At 72.6% G+C, this 15,601-nt stretch carries 15 protein-coding genes; 6 read left to right on the top strand and 9 right to left on the bottom strand.

The window, feature by feature from the left end:
* Positions 1-241: 241 nt before the first annotated feature.
* Positions 242-1,279 (bottom strand): ABC transporter substrate-binding protein, encoded by a 1,038-nt coding sequence (locus ACFQ79_RS23610; protein ID WP_383586582.1) that lies wholly within the window; start codon positions 1,277-1,279, stop codon positions 242-244.
* Positions 1,280-1,432: 153 nt separating this feature from the next.
* Here ACFQ79_RS23610 and ACFQ79_RS23605 point away from each other — a divergent pair, with 153 nt between their 5' ends.
* The gene (locus ACFQ79_RS23605; RefSeq protein WP_383586580.1) at positions 1,433-2,809 is read left to right on the top strand and encodes an MFS transporter; all 1,377 of its coding nucleotides are present in this window, start codon (positions 1,433-1,435) and stop codon (positions 2,807-2,809) included.
* A gap of 230 nt (positions 2,810-3,039) precedes the next feature.
* Here the strand turns inward: ACFQ79_RS23605 and ACFQ79_RS23600 are convergent, their stop codons facing one another.
* Positions 3,040-3,486 carry an anthrone oxygenase family protein gene (locus ACFQ79_RS23600; protein WP_383586578.1) on the bottom strand — a complete coding sequence of 149 codons (447 nt, stop codon included), beginning with the start codon at positions 3,484-3,486 and terminating at the stop codon, positions 3,040-3,042.
* Positions 3,487-3,577: 91 nt separating this feature from the next.
* Here ACFQ79_RS23600 and ACFQ79_RS23595 point away from each other — a divergent pair, with 91 nt between their 5' ends.
* Positions 3,578-4,168, top strand: a complete 591-nt coding sequence (locus tag ACFQ79_RS23595; RefSeq protein ID WP_383586576.1) for a TetR/AcrR family transcriptional regulator — start codon at positions 3,578-3,580, stop codon at positions 4,166-4,168.
* 59 nt (positions 4,169-4,227) lie between these two features.
* Here the strand turns inward: ACFQ79_RS23595 and ACFQ79_RS23590 are convergent, their stop codons facing one another.
* From ACFQ79_RS23590 to ACFQ79_RS23560, 7 genes are all read right to left on the bottom strand, one after another.
* A complete protein-coding gene (locus ACFQ79_RS23590; protein ID WP_383586574.1) occupies positions 4,228-5,475 on the bottom strand; it encodes a glycosyltransferase in 1,248 nt (415 codons plus the stop codon).
* Positions 5,476-5,670: 195 nt separating this feature from the next.
* Positions 5,671-7,032, bottom strand: coding sequence for a carotenoid oxygenase family protein (locus ACFQ79_RS23585; protein ID WP_383586572.1), 1,362 nt, complete (start codon positions 7,030-7,032; stop codon positions 5,671-5,673).
* Positions 7,033-7,088: 56 nt separating this feature from the next.
* Complete coding sequence (locus ACFQ79_RS23580; protein WP_383586570.1) at positions 7,089-7,529, bottom strand: SRPBCC family protein; 441 nt, start codon at positions 7,527-7,529, stop codon at positions 7,089-7,091.
* Between the two features lie 85 nt (positions 7,530-7,614).
* A complete protein-coding gene (locus tag ACFQ79_RS23575; RefSeq protein ID WP_383586568.1) occupies positions 7,615-9,114 on the bottom strand; it encodes an MFS transporter in 1,500 nt (499 codons plus the stop codon).
* A gap of 140 nt (positions 9,115-9,254) precedes the next feature.
* Positions 9,255-9,833 carry a TetR/AcrR family transcriptional regulator gene (locus ACFQ79_RS23570; protein WP_383586566.1) on the bottom strand — a complete coding sequence of 193 codons (579 nt, stop codon included), beginning with the start codon at positions 9,831-9,833 and terminating at the stop codon, positions 9,255-9,257.
* A 52-nt stretch (positions 9,834-9,885) separates the two neighbouring features.
* Positions 9,886-11,109, bottom strand: a complete 1,224-nt coding sequence (locus ACFQ79_RS23565; RefSeq protein WP_383586564.1) for an ATP-binding protein — start codon at positions 11,107-11,109, stop codon at positions 9,886-9,888.
* A 44-nt stretch (positions 11,110-11,153) separates the two neighbouring features.
* Complete coding sequence (locus tag ACFQ79_RS23560) at positions 11,154-11,813, bottom strand: response regulator transcription factor (RefSeq protein WP_383586562.1); 660 nt, start codon at positions 11,811-11,813, stop codon at positions 11,154-11,156.
* Positions 11,814-11,902: 89 nt separating this feature from the next.
* Here ACFQ79_RS23560 and ACFQ79_RS23555 point away from each other — a divergent pair, with 89 nt between their 5' ends.
* From ACFQ79_RS23555 to ACFQ79_RS23540, 4 genes are read left to right on the top strand one after another with little or no spacing between them, the layout of a single operon-like run.
* On the top strand, positions 11,903-12,418 hold the full coding sequence (locus tag ACFQ79_RS23555; protein WP_383586560.1) for a hypothetical protein: 516 nt from the start codon (positions 11,903-11,905) through the stop codon (positions 12,416-12,418).
* Positions 12,415-13,509 (top strand): peptidoglycan-binding protein, encoded by a 1,095-nt coding sequence (locus ACFQ79_RS23550; protein WP_383586558.1) that lies wholly within the window; start codon positions 12,415-12,417, stop codon positions 13,507-13,509. Before ACFQ79_RS23555 ends, ACFQ79_RS23550 begins: the two co-directional genes overlap by 4 nt.
* A gap of 14 nt (positions 13,510-13,523) precedes the next feature.
* Positions 13,524-14,387 carry an ABC transporter ATP-binding protein gene (locus ACFQ79_RS23545; RefSeq protein ID WP_383586636.1) on the top strand — a complete coding sequence of 288 codons (864 nt, stop codon included), beginning with the start codon at positions 13,524-13,526 and terminating at the stop codon, positions 14,385-14,387.
* A complete protein-coding gene (locus ACFQ79_RS23540) occupies positions 14,387-15,589 on the top strand; it encodes an ABC transporter permease (RefSeq protein ID WP_383586556.1) in 1,203 nt (400 codons plus the stop codon). Before ACFQ79_RS23545 ends, ACFQ79_RS23540 begins: the two co-directional genes overlap by 1 nt.
* The last annotated feature ends 12 nt before the right edge of the window (positions 15,590-15,601 follow it).

Genomic DNA, 15,601 nt, shown 5'->3' with positions numbered 1-15,601 from the left:
GGCGCCGTCGGGGCAAGGGCCTTCGCGACCGGGGCCTTCGGGGCCAGGGCCTCCAGGGAGTGGTGCTCCGGTGCGGGTAGCGGCGCCCGTGCCGAGCCTGCCGGTTCGGACGCCCGGTGCCCACGGCCCCGGTGCCCACGGCCCCGGTGCCGACTGCCCGGAGGTGGTGGTCTCCGCCGTACGGCCGCTTGCGCGGGCTGTCGGGAGCAGCCGTTCCGCCGCGCTCCTGCCGACGGGCGGCTCAGCGGGCATGTCCGAGGTCCTTCATGCCCTGGGCGAGCAGTCCGAGGGCGTGCACGGAGCGGACCGAGGGGTCGAGTTCGATGCCGGGCACTTCGAGGATCTTGTCGTCGCGGACGGCGGCCAGCCGTGAGATCACCGGGTGCGCCGTCATCGTGGCCCGCTTCTCGGCGGCGCTGTCGCCGGGACGGCCCCGCTCGGACAGGTCGCCGATCACGATGAAGTCCGGGTCGCGCCGGGCGACTTCCTCCCAGGAGACCTCGGGCCAGTCCTCCTGGATGTCGTCGAAGGCGTTCTCGGCGCCGACGATCCGGCTCATCTCGCTGGGCAGGCCGGTCCTGCCCGCCACGTACGGCATGCCGTTGAAGACGGAGTAGAGGTAGACGACGGTCGGCCGGTCCGCGCCCCGTGGCACCTTCGAGGCGTTCGCGCCCGCCCTGGCGACGGCGGCGCGCTGGTCGGCCGCGAGCCTGCCGGCGCGTTCCTCGGCGCCGAACAGCTTGCCCAGGTTCTCGTAGTCGGAGAAGAGCAGCTCGAAGGGGGTGCGGCCGGGCGGGTTGTGCTGCGGGCAGTCCACGGCGCTGACGAAGGTGGGGACCTTCAGGGCGTCCAGCTCCTCGCGGGTGCCGGCGCGGTCCTTGGTGTACAGGTCCGCGGAGCCCGCGACGACGAAGTCGGGAGTGGCGGAACGCAGTTGCTCGCCGGTGGCGATCTTCGGGGCGATCACGGGGATCTTCGCGTACGCGGCCGCGTACGGAGCGGGGATCTTGGTCTTGAGGTTGGCCGTGCCGGCCATCCGGTCCTGGAGTCCGAGTTCGAGCAGGGTCTCGGTCGAGCTCTGGTCCAGGGCGACGGTCCGCCGCGGCGGTCCGGCGGGCGACACCTGGCGGCCGCAGCTGGTGACGCCGGTGGCGGGCTTCGAGGCGGGACGCGCCGCGGGCTCGGCATCCGCAGTGGACCCACCGCCGCCTGCGGTGGAGCAGCCCGCGGTGGCGAGGGCGAGGGTCAGGGCGATGCCGAGACGGACGGGATGGCGCATGGGTTCTCCGGTCTGGGAGGGACGGGCGTGGGTGTTGTCGTGCACCGGGCAGGAGTGCCGCGTTCGGAGGGTACTGTAATGGCAATCATTTTCATTAAGAAACCCGGGGGCGGTTCGCCGAACCGCTCCCCCACTCCCGAGGAGCACCGCACCGTGGCCACCACACCCGCGCCCGCAGCGACCAAGTCCCCTTCTCCGCCTTCACGTTCGGTCCTGCTGGACCCCGCGTTCCTGCGCCTGTGGGCGGGTACCACCGCGTCCGGCCTCGCGACCTGGGCCCTGCCCTTCGTCCTCGGGCTCGCCGTACTGCACCGCGACCTCGGCGCCGCGGGACTCGGTCTCGTCCTCGCCGCCCGCACCGCCGGATTCCTCGCCGCCGTCACGGTGGGCGGCGTGCTGGCCGATCGGCACTCCCGCCGGGCGGTCGTCCTCTGGTCGGCGCTCGCGGCGGCGGCCGCCGCGCCCCTGCTCGCCGCGGGTCTCGGCCGGTCGCTCGCGCTGATGACGTTCGCCGCGGCCCTCGCGGGCGCCGGGCAGGGTGCCTGCCGACCGGCGTTCCAGGCGCTCACGGCGGAGACCGTCGAACCCGGGCGACGCCAACAGGCCAACGCAGCCATGACCATGGCCGTGCGCGGCTCCACCCTCGCCGGACCCACCCTGACCGCGCTGCTCGCGGCCTTCCTCGACGTCCGCACCCTGTTGCTCGGCATCGGGGCGCTGTGGCTGGTCGCCGCACTCGCCCCGGGCAAGGGGGGCGTCGTCGCAGCGGCGACGAAGGAAGCGGAGGAGACGGAGGAGACAGAGGAGACGGCGAAGGCGACTGCGGACGGGACCACAAGGGGAACCGCGGAGGCGACAGCGAAGGGGGCCGTGGAATCCGTCACGGAGCCGTCTCCGCGCGCCGGGTTCCGCGCCGAATTCCTGGAGGGCATACGGGAGGCACGCCGCCATCCGTGGTTCCTCGCCGGACTCGCCGCCCTCGTCGCCGTCATCGCGCTCGGCTACTCGGCCACCAGCGTCGCGTTGCCGCTGATCAGCCGGGACCGTTACGGCACCGAGTGGGTGCTCGCCGCGGCGATGACCGCGTACACCGTGGGCGCCCTCGGCGGGGCGCTCGTCATCGCCCGCCTGCGGCCCCGCTCCCAGGGCTGGGCCGCGTTCGCCGGGCTCGGCGCGTACGGTGCCGCGCCGCTGAGCCTGATGCTGCCGGTGCACCCGGCCGTGGTCGTCGTGGCGTACGCCGTCGCCGGGATCGGCATCGAGCTGTTCAACGTGCCCTGGTTCACCGCCACCCAGCGCGAGGTCGCGCCGGACAAGCTGGCCCGCGTCTCGTCACTGGACTTCCTGGTGTCCTACGGTCTCGCACCCGTCGGCCTCGCCCTGATCGCACCCGCCATCGACCGCTTCGGCGTCACCCCGGTCCTCGCCGTGTGCGCCGCCGCGTGCTTCCTCGTACCGGCGGCCGCGGCGCTCGTCCCCACGGCCCGCCATTTCGCGCGCACCGCCCCGCCGGAGGTGCGAACCGACTGACGGGCCGACCGGCCGACCGATCGACCGGCGTCCGGGGCCAGGGGCGGCGGCCCCGGACGTCCGCGCGAACGGCGGATCGACGGATCGACGGATCGACGGATCGGGGAATCGGCGGATCGGCGGATCGGCGGATCGGCGGATCGATGCGGTGATACGGGGGCGGGCGGGCGCGGCACCAACACCAACGCCCCCTCTCGGGGGGCGTCTTGGCACGTTGTCTGCCTGGTGGCTCAGGCGAGGGCGGTGACCAGCAGGGTGAAGGCGGCGATGATGACGGCGACGCGGGCGTAGTGGTAGCGGTTCCAGCGCTGCAGCTGCTCCTTCCAGTCGGCGGGCCGGTTGCCGGGGGTCCAGGTCTTGTTCCGGTTGTTGATCGGGACGAGCAGCAGGATGGACATGACGACGCTGAGGATCAGCAGTCCGCCGGCGGTGACGACGAGTCCGGCGCCGTCGTGGCTCCATCCGGCGACGGCCCAGACCGCCACGAGGACGAGCGAGCCTATGTACCAGAACGGCATCAGGGCGCCGAGCATCCGGCCGCCGTGGGCGTGGCCGAGCTGGCCGCTGTCCTCGGGAAGCGCGTCGAGGATCCGGTTCATGATGAAGGCGACGGAGAACTCCACCCCCACCATCAGGCCGACGACCACCGTGGTGAAGACCTCGAGTGCGTTGAGCATGATGACCCCTCCTGGAATCTAGCGGCGCTAGGTGATGAGGCAACGCTAGTACTACTGCCGCTCGATTGTCTAGCGGTGCTAGGATCGAATCATGTCGGTACAACAACGCAAGGAACGCGAACGGGCGGACCGCGAACGTCTCATCGTGGCGACGGCCCGCGAACTCGCCGAGCAGCAGGGCTGGGACGCCGTCACCACCCGCCGTCTCGCCGAGCGCATCGAGTACAGCCAGCCCGTCCTCTACAGCCACTTCCGCGGCAAACGCGAGATCATCGGCGCCGTCGCCCTCGAAGGCGCCGCCGAGATGGCCACGGCGGTACGGACTGCGGCCTCCACCGCGGCCTCCACCGCGGACGGCCACCGCGCCCGGGTCGCCGCACTCGCCCACGCCTACCTCGACTTCGCCCACCGCAACCCGGCGGTCTACGACGCCATGTTCCAGCTCGACGGCGGCCTGGCCTTCGCACACGAGGACACCCCGGAGCCACTCAAGGACGCCTTCGCCGCCCTCCTCGAAACCCTCGGCGAAGCCGCCGGCGACGGCATCCACCCGGGACTGTTCACCGAGGTCTTCTGGGCGTCCCTGCACGGCCTGGCCACCCTGATGAGAGCGGGACGCCTGCCCCCGGAACACACCACATGGAGAGTGGAACTCCTGGTGGACCGGCTCGCCGTCACCTGACACACCACCCCGGCGACGAACGAAGGCGGGCACGCGCGGCCGGACAGGCCGGCTCCTTTTCAGGCGGGCAGCGGCCGCCCGTCAGGGTCGATCTCGGCGAGCAGCCGCATCGCGGCGGTCCTCGCGCCGTCCGTGTCGATCGTCGCCGCCACGACCCGGGACCGCGCGCGGGTCGCCGTGGTCAGGGCCGTTTCGAGGCACGCACGGAGGGAGGCGGCGGTCGGGATCGGTCCGTCGTGCGCCACGCCGATGCCGAGGTCGGTCACCCGGCCCGCCCAGTACGGCTGGTCCGCGCCCTGGGGCACCACCACCTGAGGCGCGCCCGTCCGCGCGGCCGTCGTCGTGGTGCCCGCACTGCCGTGGTGGACGACGGCCGCCATCCTGGCGAACAGCGCCTGCTGGTTGACCTCGCCGACGGCGAAGCAGTCGTCCCCGTCGTCGATCAGGTCCAGGCCGGCCCAGCCATGGGCGACGATCACGCGGCTCCCCCGTGCGCGGATCGCCTCGACCGCCACCCGGGCCATGTGCTTCGAGGCGTCGGCGCCCATCGGCGTACTCCCGAAGCCCACGTACACCGGCGGGGCTCCGGCGTCCAGGAACTCCACGAGGCCGGGCGGAAGCGGGCGGTCGTCCGGCCGGATCCACGCACCGGTCTGCACGACGTCGAGGCCTGACCGCTCCGGCCACGGGCTGAGGACCGGGTCCGTCGCCAGCCACGGCCGGTCGGTGAAGGCGTAGTCGCGGACGTTGTCCACCGGCGGCAGGCCGACGGCCGCCCGGTGGGTGTTGATCTCCGCGCCGAACATCTCGTTCGCGTTCCTGGCATCCATCTCCCAGAGCTCGCGGTTGTCCGTCACCCCCGATGGCAGCGGCCGGCCGCGTCGGGCGGGCGGCGGCTGGTGCGGCGAGGGCAGGACGATCGGCTGATGGCTCGCGTGGACGTAGCGGATGCCCAGCTTCTCCGCCACCGACCGCGCGCCGGCCGTCACCGGCAGCGGGCCCGTCGCCACCAGCGCGTCGCATCCCTCGGCCGCCTCGGCGACCGTGCCGAACTGTGCGGCGATCAGCTCCGCCGCACGCTGCGCCAGGCCCACCGTCGATCCCGGTTCCACCGAGGCCACCACGGGCCGCACCGGCCGGCCCACCGGCACCGGCGACACACCGATGCCGGCGAAGAGGTCCACGAACTCCTCGTCGGGCGGCGCGCACACCCGGACCTCCGCGCCGAGTTCCCGCAGCCGCACCGCGAGTCCCACCATCGGTTCGACGCTCCCGCGCCCTCCGTACGTCGACAGCACCACACGCATCCCGCAGCTCCCTGTTCCGTCTCTCCGTCAGCACGCCCTGGCGTTCGGTCGGTGATTCTGCGGTATGCCCCCGGCCTTGCCGCAAGTCCCCCGCCCACCGGTAAGTTGATCATGAGAGCCGTCGGCCGCCCCACGGCAAGGCGCCGCCCGACCTCTTCCCCACTGTCGTCCGGCGCCTGCCCCACGTGCGGCGCGTCAGTTCGCCTCGCCCCCGAGGGCGGTGTCGGGGATCCAGGAGCCGTGGATGCCCGCGGTGACACGGCGGGGCAGATGGACCGTCGCGATCCGGTCCAGGCCCGAGGCGTCCATGACCAGGAGCTGCGAGGCGTCCTGCTTCAGGTCCGACACCACCGTGAGCAGATATCCGTCGTCCTCCCGGGTGGCCCCTGCGGCCGGTACGAAGACGGCCTCGCTCGGCAGCCGCGCGTCGCCGACCTCATGGACGTTCCGAGCGCCCGTCGTGCGGTCGTACTTGACGATCCCGTAGCCGCCGAGCCCGTTCCGGTCGGGGAAGGACACCGCGTACTGGTAGCGGTGCTCCGCGCCGAGGAAGTCCTCGTTGAGGGTGGGGAACTCCACCGCAAGGTCGTCGATGATCTGCTCGTCGACGCTTCCGGCCGTCAGGTCGATCACCCAACGCCTGCTGTAGGAGCGGGTGTTGGGTTCGGTGCCGCGTTCCGGGGCGCCGACCCACCAGTTCCAGGAGAGCTGGAATCCCTCGCGGTCGACGGTGGGACCTTCGAGGACGATGCGTCCCCTGTCGTCCTCGTACGCGTTGGCGGCGTGCAGCATGCTGCCGGGCTCGACGGGGAACCAGCGGATGCGTGCCGCGCCGTCGGCGCCCCTGGGCATGACGCCGATCCGGGCCGGCTGGGCGTCGTTCCAGGCGTAGGGGATGCCGGAGTGCTCGCTCGGGTCGAAGGACACCGTGCCCTCGACGAACACGACGTGGTGGCGGGTGAGGGCGAAGTCGTGCTTGAGGGCGGCCGTGGCCCCGGGGACCTCGACGCCGTGCGTGATCGTGCCCTTCGGGTCGGCGACGTAGTACATGAGGTACGGCGGGAAGGGCGAGGAGCCGAAGAAGTGCAGCTCCCCCGTGACCGGGTCGGTCTTGGGGTGCGCGGTCATCGCGCTGCGCAGTCTGCCCCCGAAGTCGTAGGCGCCGACGGTGTCCAGATCCCGGGTCAGCTCGAACGGGACGTTGGCCTCGCACAGGGCGAGGAGGCGTCCGCCGTGCTCGATGACGTGCGTTCCGGCGGTGCTCGCGGTCAGGTCGGGACCCGTCTCGGTCATGTACGGGGCACCTTCCAGGGCGGGAGTGCGCACCCAGCGGTTGCGGTACCACTCCGCCCGGCCGTCCTGGAGCCGGATGCCGTGGACCATGCCGCTGCCCTTGAACCAGTGGGTGGGCGTGACGCCGGGCTTCGGGTTGTGGCTGTTGCGGATCAGACGGCCGGACAGCTCCGGGGGCAGGCTGCCCTCGACGCTCAGCCCGGTCGCGGTGATCTCGTCGACGGCGGGCGTGTAGTGGCCGGTCAGGAAGGGCTTGCCGGTCATGACGGGAACCTCACTCTGCGAGTTGGGATGCGGGGACGAACAGGGCTGGACGGGACTCACATGCCGCGTTCCGCGCGGTCCTTCAGTGAGGTCAGCCAGCTCCGCAGGGACTGGTCCAGGGCATGGCCGAGTTCCTCGGTCGCGGCGTCGACGGGTGCACCGCTCCAGGACTCCTCGGTACGGACGGTGACCCGGTCGCCGGTCCGCTCGAAGGTCCATACGTGGATGCCGGTGATGCCGTTGGCGGGACCGCCCCACACGATCCGCTCGCCGGGGACGAGTTCGGTGACCGTGGAGGTGATGTCCAGGCCGTGGGTCTTCCAGGTGAAGGAAGTGCCGGTCTCCAGGGGGCCGTCGAGGGTGGCCTCGTCGACGTCCGCGTTCCAGGTCGCCCAGGCGTCGATGTCCGTGTGGATCTGCCACACCCTCTCGACCGGGGCGTCGATCACGGTGGACAGGCGGACGATGACGGGGGCGTTCTCGTCGATGGTGCGCATGGCGGGTCTTCTCTCTCTCGTGGTGGGTCATGGGTCGTGCGGGGGGAACGGGGTTGCCTTCGGGGCGGCGGGGCCGCTGTCGCCGTCAGGACGTGTGCGCCAGCGGGAGGGGAAGAGGGCGGCGTCCCGCTCGGAGGGCGAGCAGCAGGGCCAGGGCAGCTGTGACCATGAGGACCGCCGCCGAGATGCCGAAGACGGTGCGGTACCCGGCGGTGAGCGCCTCCATGTGCGGTCGGCCGCTGTCCTCCGCGTGGGCGGTGACGGAGCCGGCCACGGTGGCCAGCACGGCGAGGCCGACGGCTCCGCCCGTCTGGCGTGCGGTGTTCACCAGACCCCCGGCCAGGCCCGCGTCCGTGCGGGGGACCCCCTCGACGGACAGGGCGGTGAGCTGGACGAAGGCGACGCTCAGGCCGAGCCCGATCAGCAGGCTCGGTCCCAGGACATCGGCCAGGTAGCCGCCGTCGGTGCTGATCCGTGCGAGCCACAGCAGCCCGCCCGCCTCGGCGAGCAGGGCCGCCGTCACGGTCGCCGTGGGTCCGATCCGCCGGGCGATGCGCGGCGCCGAGGCCGAACCGAGCATGATCGCCCCGGCCAGCGGAAGCTGACCCAGGCCCGTCACCAAGGGGCTGGAGCCGAGCACCTGCTGCTGGTGGAGCGGCAGGAAGAAGAACAGGGCGATCCACACCGACCCGAGCAGCGCCATGAGCGCGTTCCCGGCCCCGACCCTGGCTTGGGTGAACAGTCGTGGCGGCAGGAGGGGGTGGGGATGCCGTCGCTCGATCAGGGCGAAGACGACGAGGAGTACGGCGGCGAGGGCGAGGGCGCCGAGCACCCGGGCGTCCGCCCAGCCGGAGCGGCGGGCGCCGGTCAGTCCCCAGACCAGGGCGGTGAGTGCGAGCGTCACGCTCACGGTGCCGGGCAGATCGAACCGGGCCCGCCTCGACGGCCGGGCGCCGGAGGGGGTCGCCGGCTCGGCGCCGGACAGGGCCGCGGCGGGCACGGCGACCGCCACCCCGCCCAGGACCAGCGCCGTTCCCCCTGCCACGGCGTGGAAGATCCACGGCCAGCCCCACGCCTGGGTCAGGGCGCCGCCGAGGAGGACGCCGGCCGCGCCTCCGGCTCCGGAGACCGCGCCCCAGACCCCCAGCGCTCTCCCCCGCCCGGGGCCGGGCGGGAACAGGGCCATCAGGAGCGCGAGCGCGGCCGGGGCGACGGCCGCCGCCCCGAGGCCCTGTACGGCACGAGCGGCGATCAGCACCTCCGGCGTGCTCGCGAGTCCGGCCGCCAGTGACGACGCCCCGAAGAGCGCGAGTCCCGCGAGCAGGACCCGCCGACCGCCCAGGAGGTCGGCGGCGCGGCCGCCGGCCAGGAGCAGCGCCCCGAAGGCGAGACCGTAGGCGTTGACGACCCAGGTCGTCCCGCCGTCCGACAGGCCGGCTCCGGACCGGATCTGAGGCAGGGCCACGTTCACGATCGACGTGGCGAGCATGACGGTGAACTGCGCGCCCGCCAGGGCCGCGAGCGCCGCTCCGGGGCGGTCGGTGATGGTTCCGGAATGCTTCTGCACGACAAGCTCCAGCCTCATTTGAGCCTCATTGTGTGGTCAACCACTCACATCTGTGCCCGAAAAACGGGCGGGGTCGCCACGCCCCGCCGACCGCACCCCGCGGACCGCTCCCCGCACCCTGCCGACGGACCGGCCCGCCGAAGCGGGCCCGCGCCGGGTCAGTAGTGCCTGATGCCCGCCGACAGCGTCCGGCTCCAGGGGGCGTCCACTTCGCCCGCCCCCATCGACACGATCAGATGGCACAGCGTGCCCAGTGCGAAGAACTCCTGGACCTGCCGCTCACTGCCGCCCGAGGCGCCGCGCACGTACTCCACGAGGCGGGCGTAGCCCTGCCGTACGGCCTCCCGCACGGCCGGCTCGGACGTCGCGGCCGCCTGCGCCTGGAGCTGCACGAGCATCAGGTCGCTGTCGCCCTCACTGCCACTGATCAACCTGGCGTACGACTCCCCCATGGCCGACAGGACGACCTCGGGAGTACTGCCCCGCGCCTCGGCCGCAGCCCGTTCCAGGCTGGCCCGCACCTGGACGAAGCTGTGCTCCACGACGGCGACGAACAGGGATTCCTTGTTCGGGAAGAGCCGGTAGACGTACGCCTGGGAGATGCCCGCGGCCTTGGCGACCTCGGTCGTCGTGGTGCCGAAGTAACCACGGGCGGCGAAGGCGCCGATGGCCGTACGCAGCACCGTCGCACGGCGCTCTTCGGCGGTGGACAACTGGCGGGGACGCTCTGACTTCATGTGAGTACTTAACCACTCACACTTTGTCGGCGTCAAGCGTCGCGAAGCTTCGTCACCTCTCCCCGCCGAACCTCACCCGCACCGTCAGCCCGCCGCCCTCCGGGTTCGGGAACGCCTCCGTCGTCGCGTCGTGGGCCCGGGCGATCGACTCGACGATCGAAAGGCCGAGGCCCACGCCCTCGCCGGGGCCGTGGGTCCGTTCCGTCAGGCGGCGGAAGGGCTCGAAGAGCAGCGGGACCGTCTCGGGCGGGACCTCGGGTCCGGTGTTCGACACCTCGACGCCTCCCGGTCCCGTACGGACCTCGACCCTGCCGCCGGGGACGTTGTGGCGGACGCCGTTCACGACCAGGTTGTGCACCAAACGGTCGAGGAGCACCGCGTCGCCGTCGACCGTGAGGGGCAGGGCCCGTACCGCCACCGTCACCTCGTGTTCCGCCGCCTCCGCCGCCAGCGCGTCCGCCGCCTGGCGGGCCACCTCGTGCACGGCCACCGGCCGTCGCTCGCGGAGACCCTGGTCGGACGCGGCGAGCAGCAGGAGGCCCTCGATGATCCGCTCGCTGTCGTCCGCGACCTCGATCAGCTTCGCCCGGATGCGGGCGACGCGCTCCGGAGAGGGTTCCCCCGCGAGGCCGATCTCGGCCGCCGCGCGCTGCACGGCCACCGGCGTGCGCAGCTCGTGGGCGGCGTTCGCCGCGAACCGCTGCTGGGCGGAGACCAGGCCCTCCATCCGGACGAGCATCCCGTCGAAGGTGTCGGCGAGCCGCTTCAGCTCACCGGGCGGCCCGTCGAGCGCGATCCTCTCGTGCAGGTTCTCGCCCGACAGCCGACGGGCCGTCTCCGTGATCACGGCCACCGGCCGGAGCACGCGGCCGGCCATCCACCACGCGAGCACGACGGAGAGCACCGCGTACACGAGGAGCACGATCAGCGACACCGTCAGAAGACGTTCGAGCGCCGCCGACTCCGCCGCGCCGCTCACCGACCGGGTGATCGCGAGGACCTCGCTGGGGAGCCGGGTGGCGCCGCTCGGAGCCGGGCTCGCGGGTACCGGACTGGCCGGCAGGAAACTGGCCGGAGCGGAGCCGGCGGTCGCGCTCGGATACGGGCTCGGCAGGTCCTCCAGCCGCTGCGCCGGCACGGTCCCGGTGACGGCCAGACTGATCGACGAGTACAGCCCCTCCTTGACGAGGAAGTACACGACCCCCGTCAGCAGAGCGCCCGCCAGCAGCAGGAGCCCACCGTACAGAGCGGTCAGCCGGGCCCGCTCCCCCGTCATGACCTGCTTCCCTGCCCGCTCCACTACCCGCTTCACGACCTGCCTCACGACCCGATCCGGTAGCCCGAGCCCGGGACCGTCTCCACGACCGGCGGCTCGCCGAGCTTCGCACGGAGTTTGCTCAGCGTGACCCGTACCGCGTTCGTGCGGTAGCTGGTGTGCTCCTCCCAGACCTGCTCGATCAGGTCCTCGCCGCTGACCACCGCGCCCTCGGCCCGCAGCAGGGCCTCCAGGACGGCGAACTCCTTCCGCGACAGCTGCAGATGGCGGCCGTCCCGGCTGGCCTGACGGCGGGCGGTGTCCAGGACGATCCCGGACCGCTCCAGTACGGGCGGCAGCGCGGGCCGGGCACGCCGGCCGAGCGCCAGGACACGGGCGAGCAGCTCGTCGTACGCGAAGGGCTTGGCCAGGTAGTCGTCGGCACCGAGGCCGAGGCCCTCGACCCGGTCCCGTACCGTGCCCGCCGCCGTCAGCATCAGCACCCGCGTCATCAGGCGCTGCTCGACCACCCGGCGACAGACGTCGTCGCCGTGCATCCCGGGCAGGTCCCGGTCCAGGACGAGCACGTCGTACTCCCCCAACTGCATCTTCCGCAGCGCTTCGAGGCCGTCGGCCGCGATGTCCACGGCGAGCGCGTCGCGGCGCAGCCCCTCGGCGATCATCTCGGCGAGAAACGCCTCGTCCTCCACCACCAGTACGCGCATGCCTCCTGTGTATCCGAAAGCGACCTTTCGCCGGTGTAAACGAAACCGCTGAGAGAAACGAAACACCCCTTCGCGGCACGCTCCACGCCATGACGATTCGACGGATCACCCGGGCCGCCGCCGCCACCTCCCTGGCCGCCGCCCTCACCCTGCTCGCCACCGCCTGCTCAGGATCGGGCTCGGACTCGGCCGGCTCCGGGAGCGGGAAGAACGACGGGAGCGTGAGCGACGAGGGAAAGAAGGCCGACCAGGCCTTCGAGCACCGCAAGTGCCTGCGCGAGCAGGGTCTCGACGTGCCCGAGCCGAAGCCCGGCGAGCAGGGCGTCGGGCTCACCATCGGCGGTGACGGCATGTCGAAGGAGAAGATGGAGAAGGCGTTCAAGGCCTGCCAGGACAAGGCGGGCGGCGCCGGTTTCGGCAAGGAGCCGACGCAGGCCGACAAGGACAAGGCGCTCGCATACGCGAAGTGCATGCGGGAGAACGGCTTCAACATGCCCGACCCGAAGTTCGACGGCGGGGCGCAGGCGGCCATGCCGATACCGCAGGGCGCGGAGAAGCAGAAGTTCGACAAGGCCGCCAAGGCGTGCGAGAGCGTGGCCCGATGAGCGGCCGTGAGCGGCCGCTGGCCCGGCGCCGGCTGGTGCTCGCCCTCGCGGCGATCGTCGCCGTCGCGGGCGGCGGCGCGGCGGTCACCGCCGTGTCCGCGCCCGACAGGGCGGCGGACGGGTCCGATGGCACCGCCGACGCGAAGGGTCTGCCGGCCGCGACCGCTTCCGTCACCCGGGGCGACCTCAGCAACAGCTCCCAGCAGGACGGCACCCTCGGCCACCTCGGCGAGCGGAAGATCAACGCGGGTCCGGCCGGGGTCCTGACCTGGATCGCGGCGACCGGCTCGGTCGTCGGGCGGGACGAGCGGCTGTACGAGGTCGAGGGCGGGCCTGTCCGGCTGATGTACGGCGCCGAGCCCATGTACCGGACCCTCAAGACCGGCGACAAGGGCAAGGACGTCCGCCAGCTGGAGGAGAACCTCGCCGCCCTCGGGTACGTCGGGTTCGACGTCGACGAGGAGTACACGGCGAAGACGGCCGCCGCCGTGAAGCGGTGGCAGAAGTCCCACGACCTGAAGCAGACCGGCACCGTCGGCCCGGACCGGATCGCCTTCGCGGGCAGCGCGGTACGGGTGAAGTCGGCGGGCGCCGCGCCCGGCGACCGGATCGCACCGGGCGGGCCCGTGCTCACCGTGACCGGCTCCGAGCGGGTCGTACGCTTCGAGATCCCCGTGTCGGAGGCGGAGTCGGCGAAGACGGGGACGCGGGTGAAGGTCCGGCTGCCGGATGGTACGGAGCTTCCGGGGAAGGTGTCGGCGGTCGGGAAGACCGCGTCGGCGGGCGACGACCCGCAGGACCGGACGCCGAAGATCCCCGTCACGGTCTCCTTCGACCAGCCGGGGAAGGTCAAGGGCATCGACCAGTCCCCGGTCACCGTCGACCTCACCGGCGAGACGCGCCAGGACGTCCTGACCGTACCCGTGAACGCGCTGCTCGCCCTGCCCGGCGGCGGCTTCGGCGTCCAGGTCGTCGAGAACGGAACGGCCCGGGACCTGGAGGTCGAGCTCGGCATGTTCGGGCAGGGCCGGGTCGAGGTCAGCGGTGAAGGGCTGCGCGAGGGCATGAAGGTCGGGGTGCCGTCCGCATGACGACGACCTCGGACATGGCCACGAGCCCGCCGCCGACTCCCGCCGGGACGCCGACGCCGGTCGTACGCCTGCGCGGAGTCACCAAGGAGTACGCGGGCGGCGTCCGCGCCCTCGACGGCGTCGATCTCACCATCGGGGAAGGGGAGCTGCTCGGTATCGTCGGGCCGTCCGGATCCGGCAAGTCGACGCTGTTGCACATCGTCGGCACCCTGGACCGGCCGAGCGCCGGCACGGTGGAGATCGCCGGGCACGACATCGCCTCCCTGTCGGACCGCAGGCTGTCGGCGCTGCGCGCCCGTCGCATCGGCTTCGTCTTCCAGGCCTTCCATCTGGTGCCGGGCGTGGGCGCGCTGGAGAACGTGGCCGAGGGGCTGCTGTACTCCGGGCTCCCCCGCGCGCGACGGCGCACGATGGCAGCCGAGGCGCTGGCCCGGGTGGGCCTCGCCGACCGGATGAAGCACCGTCCGCACGAGCTGTCGGGCGGGCAGAAGCAGCGCGTCGCCATCGCGCGCGCGGTCGTCGGGGAACCGGCGCTGCTGCTCGCCGACGAACCCACCGGCGCGCTGGACTCGGCGTCCGGGGAGGCGGTGATGACGCTCCTCCACGAACTCAACGCGGAGGGCGCGACGATTGCGGTCATCACGCACGACACGGAGATCGCGGGACGGCTGCCGCGGCAGGTGCGGATACGGGACGGGCGCGTGGTGGAGGACACGTCGCTGGGGTCCGACGGGGCCGGTGCGTCCGGTGCGTCCGACGGGGCCGGTGCGTCCAGTGCGTCTGACGGGGCCGGTACGTCTGGTGCGTCCGGTGCGTCCGGTGCGTCCGGTGCGTCCGGACGTACGGGTACCTCCGGTGACGGAAGGGTCGCGGCCTGATGCCCCGTACGAGGAGACTCACCGCCGCACGGCTCGGTCCGCGGGACGTCCTTCACGTCGGCTCGGCCGGGCTCCGGAGCCGGCCCGTGCGCGTGGTGCTCTCGGCCCTCGGCATCGCCATCGGGATCGCCACGATGATCGCGGTCGTCGGCATCTCCGCCTCCAGCCAGGCCCAGTTGCTGCGTCAGCTCGACGCGCTCGGCACGAACATGCTGGTCGCCAAGCCGGGCGAGGGGATGTTCAGCGGGCAGGAGGTCAAGCTGCCGAAGGACGCGGTGGGGATGGCCGGACGGATCGAGGGAGTGGAGGAGGCCGCGGGGACCGGTGACCTCAGGAGCTCGGTGCGCCGTTCCGAGAAGATCCCGGAGGCCGAGACCGGCGGGATCGCGGTGAAGGCGGCGACGGAGCGACTCCTCAACGTCCTCAGGGGCGGGCTCGCCTCCGGCACCTGGCTGAACGCCGCCACGGGCCGCTACCCGTCCGTGGTCCTCGGCCATGTCGCCGCCGAGCGGCTCGGAATCACCGAGCCGGGCCGGCAGGTCTGGATCGACGACCGGTACTTCACGGTCATCGGCATCCTCGACCCGCTGCCGCTCGCACCCGAGATCGAGCGGTCGGCGCTGGTCGGCTGGGCGGGCGCGGAGCGGCTGCTGGGCTTCGACGGGCATCCGACGACGGTGTACGAGCGGTCCACCGACGCGTCCGTGGAGGCGGTGCAGAAGCTGCTCGCTCCGACGATCGATCCGCAGAACCCGCAGAACGTGTCGGTCGGCGATCCGTCGTCGGCGCTCAAGGCCAAGGCGGCGACGGAGGGAGCGTTCTCCACGCTGCTCCTGGGGCTCGGGGGGATCGCGCTCCTGGTCGGCGGGGTCGGCGTCGCCAACACGATGATCATCTCGGTCCTCGAACGCCGCCACGAGATCGGCCTCCGCCGGTCCCTGGGCGCGACCAGGGGCCAGATCAGGATCCAGTTCGTGACGGAGTCCCTGATGCTGTCCGGCCTCGGCGGCCTGGCGGGCGTGGCGCTCGGCGGGGCGGCGACGGGGGTGTACGCGTCGACGGGCGGGCTGCCGTGGGTCGTACCTCTGTGGGCGGTGGGCGGCGGCTTCGCGGCGACGCTCGCGATCGGCACGGTGGCGGGGCTGTACCCGGCGGTCAGGGCGTCACGCCTGTCGCCGACGCTGGCCCTCGCGGCGGCGTAGGGACGCCGCCGC

This window comes from Streptomyces sp. NPDC056480, assembly GCF_042795405.1.
In the GTDB taxonomy this organism is placed as follows: Bacteria; Actinomycetota; Actinomycetes; order Streptomycetales; family Streptomycetaceae; genus Streptomyces.
Note: the sequence above shows the minus strand (reverse complement) of the source record. Positions and strands in the feature narration are given on the sequence as shown.

Coding starts and splice junctions, on each gene's coding strand:
- ACFQ79_RS23610 (WP_383586582.1), bottom strand. CDS start 1,279: ATGCGCCATCCCGTCCGTCTCGGCATCGCCCTGACCCTCGCCCTCGCC.
- ACFQ79_RS23600 (WP_383586578.1), bottom strand. CDS start 3,486: ATGCTCAACGCACTCGAGGTCTTCACCACGGTGGTCGTCGGCCTGATG.
- ACFQ79_RS23595 (WP_383586576.1), top strand. CDS start 3,578: ATGTCGGTACAACAACGCAAGGAACGCGAACGGGCGGACCGCGAACGT.
- ACFQ79_RS23590 (WP_383586574.1), bottom strand. CDS start 5,475: ATGCGTGTGGTGCTGTCGACGTACGGAGGGCGCGGGAGCGTCGAACCG.
- ACFQ79_RS23585 (WP_383586572.1), bottom strand. CDS start 7,032: ATGACCGGCAAGCCCTTCCTGACCGGCCACTACACGCCCGCCGTCGAC.
- ACFQ79_RS23580 (WP_383586570.1), bottom strand. CDS start 7,529: ATGCGCACCATCGACGAGAACGCCCCCGTCATCGTCCGCCTGTCCACC.
- ACFQ79_RS23575 (WP_383586568.1), bottom strand. CDS start 9,114: ATGAGGCTGGAGCTTGTCGTGCAGAAGCATTCCGGAACCATCACCGAC.
- ACFQ79_RS23570 (WP_383586566.1), bottom strand. CDS start 9,833: ATGAAGTCAGAGCGTCCCCGCCAGTTGTCCACCGCCGAAGAGCGCCGT.
- ACFQ79_RS23565 (WP_383586564.1), bottom strand. CDS start 11,109: ATGACGGGGGAGCGGGCCCGGCTGACCGCTCTGTACGGTGGGCTCCTG.
- ACFQ79_RS23560 (WP_383586562.1), bottom strand. CDS start 11,813: ATGCGCGTACTGGTGGTGGAGGACGAGGCGTTTCTCGCCGAGATGATC.
- ACFQ79_RS23555 (WP_383586560.1), top strand. CDS start 11,903: ATGACGATTCGACGGATCACCCGGGCCGCCGCCGCCACCTCCCTGGCC.
- ACFQ79_RS23550 (WP_383586558.1), top strand. CDS start 12,415: ATGAGCGGCCGTGAGCGGCCGCTGGCCCGGCGCCGGCTGGTGCTCGCC.
- ACFQ79_RS23545 (WP_383586636.1), top strand. CDS start 13,524: ATGGCCACGAGCCCGCCGCCGACTCCCGCCGGGACGCCGACGCCGGTC.
- ACFQ79_RS23540 (WP_383586556.1), top strand. CDS start 14,387: ATGCCCCGTACGAGGAGACTCACCGCCGCACGGCTCGGTCCGCGGGAC.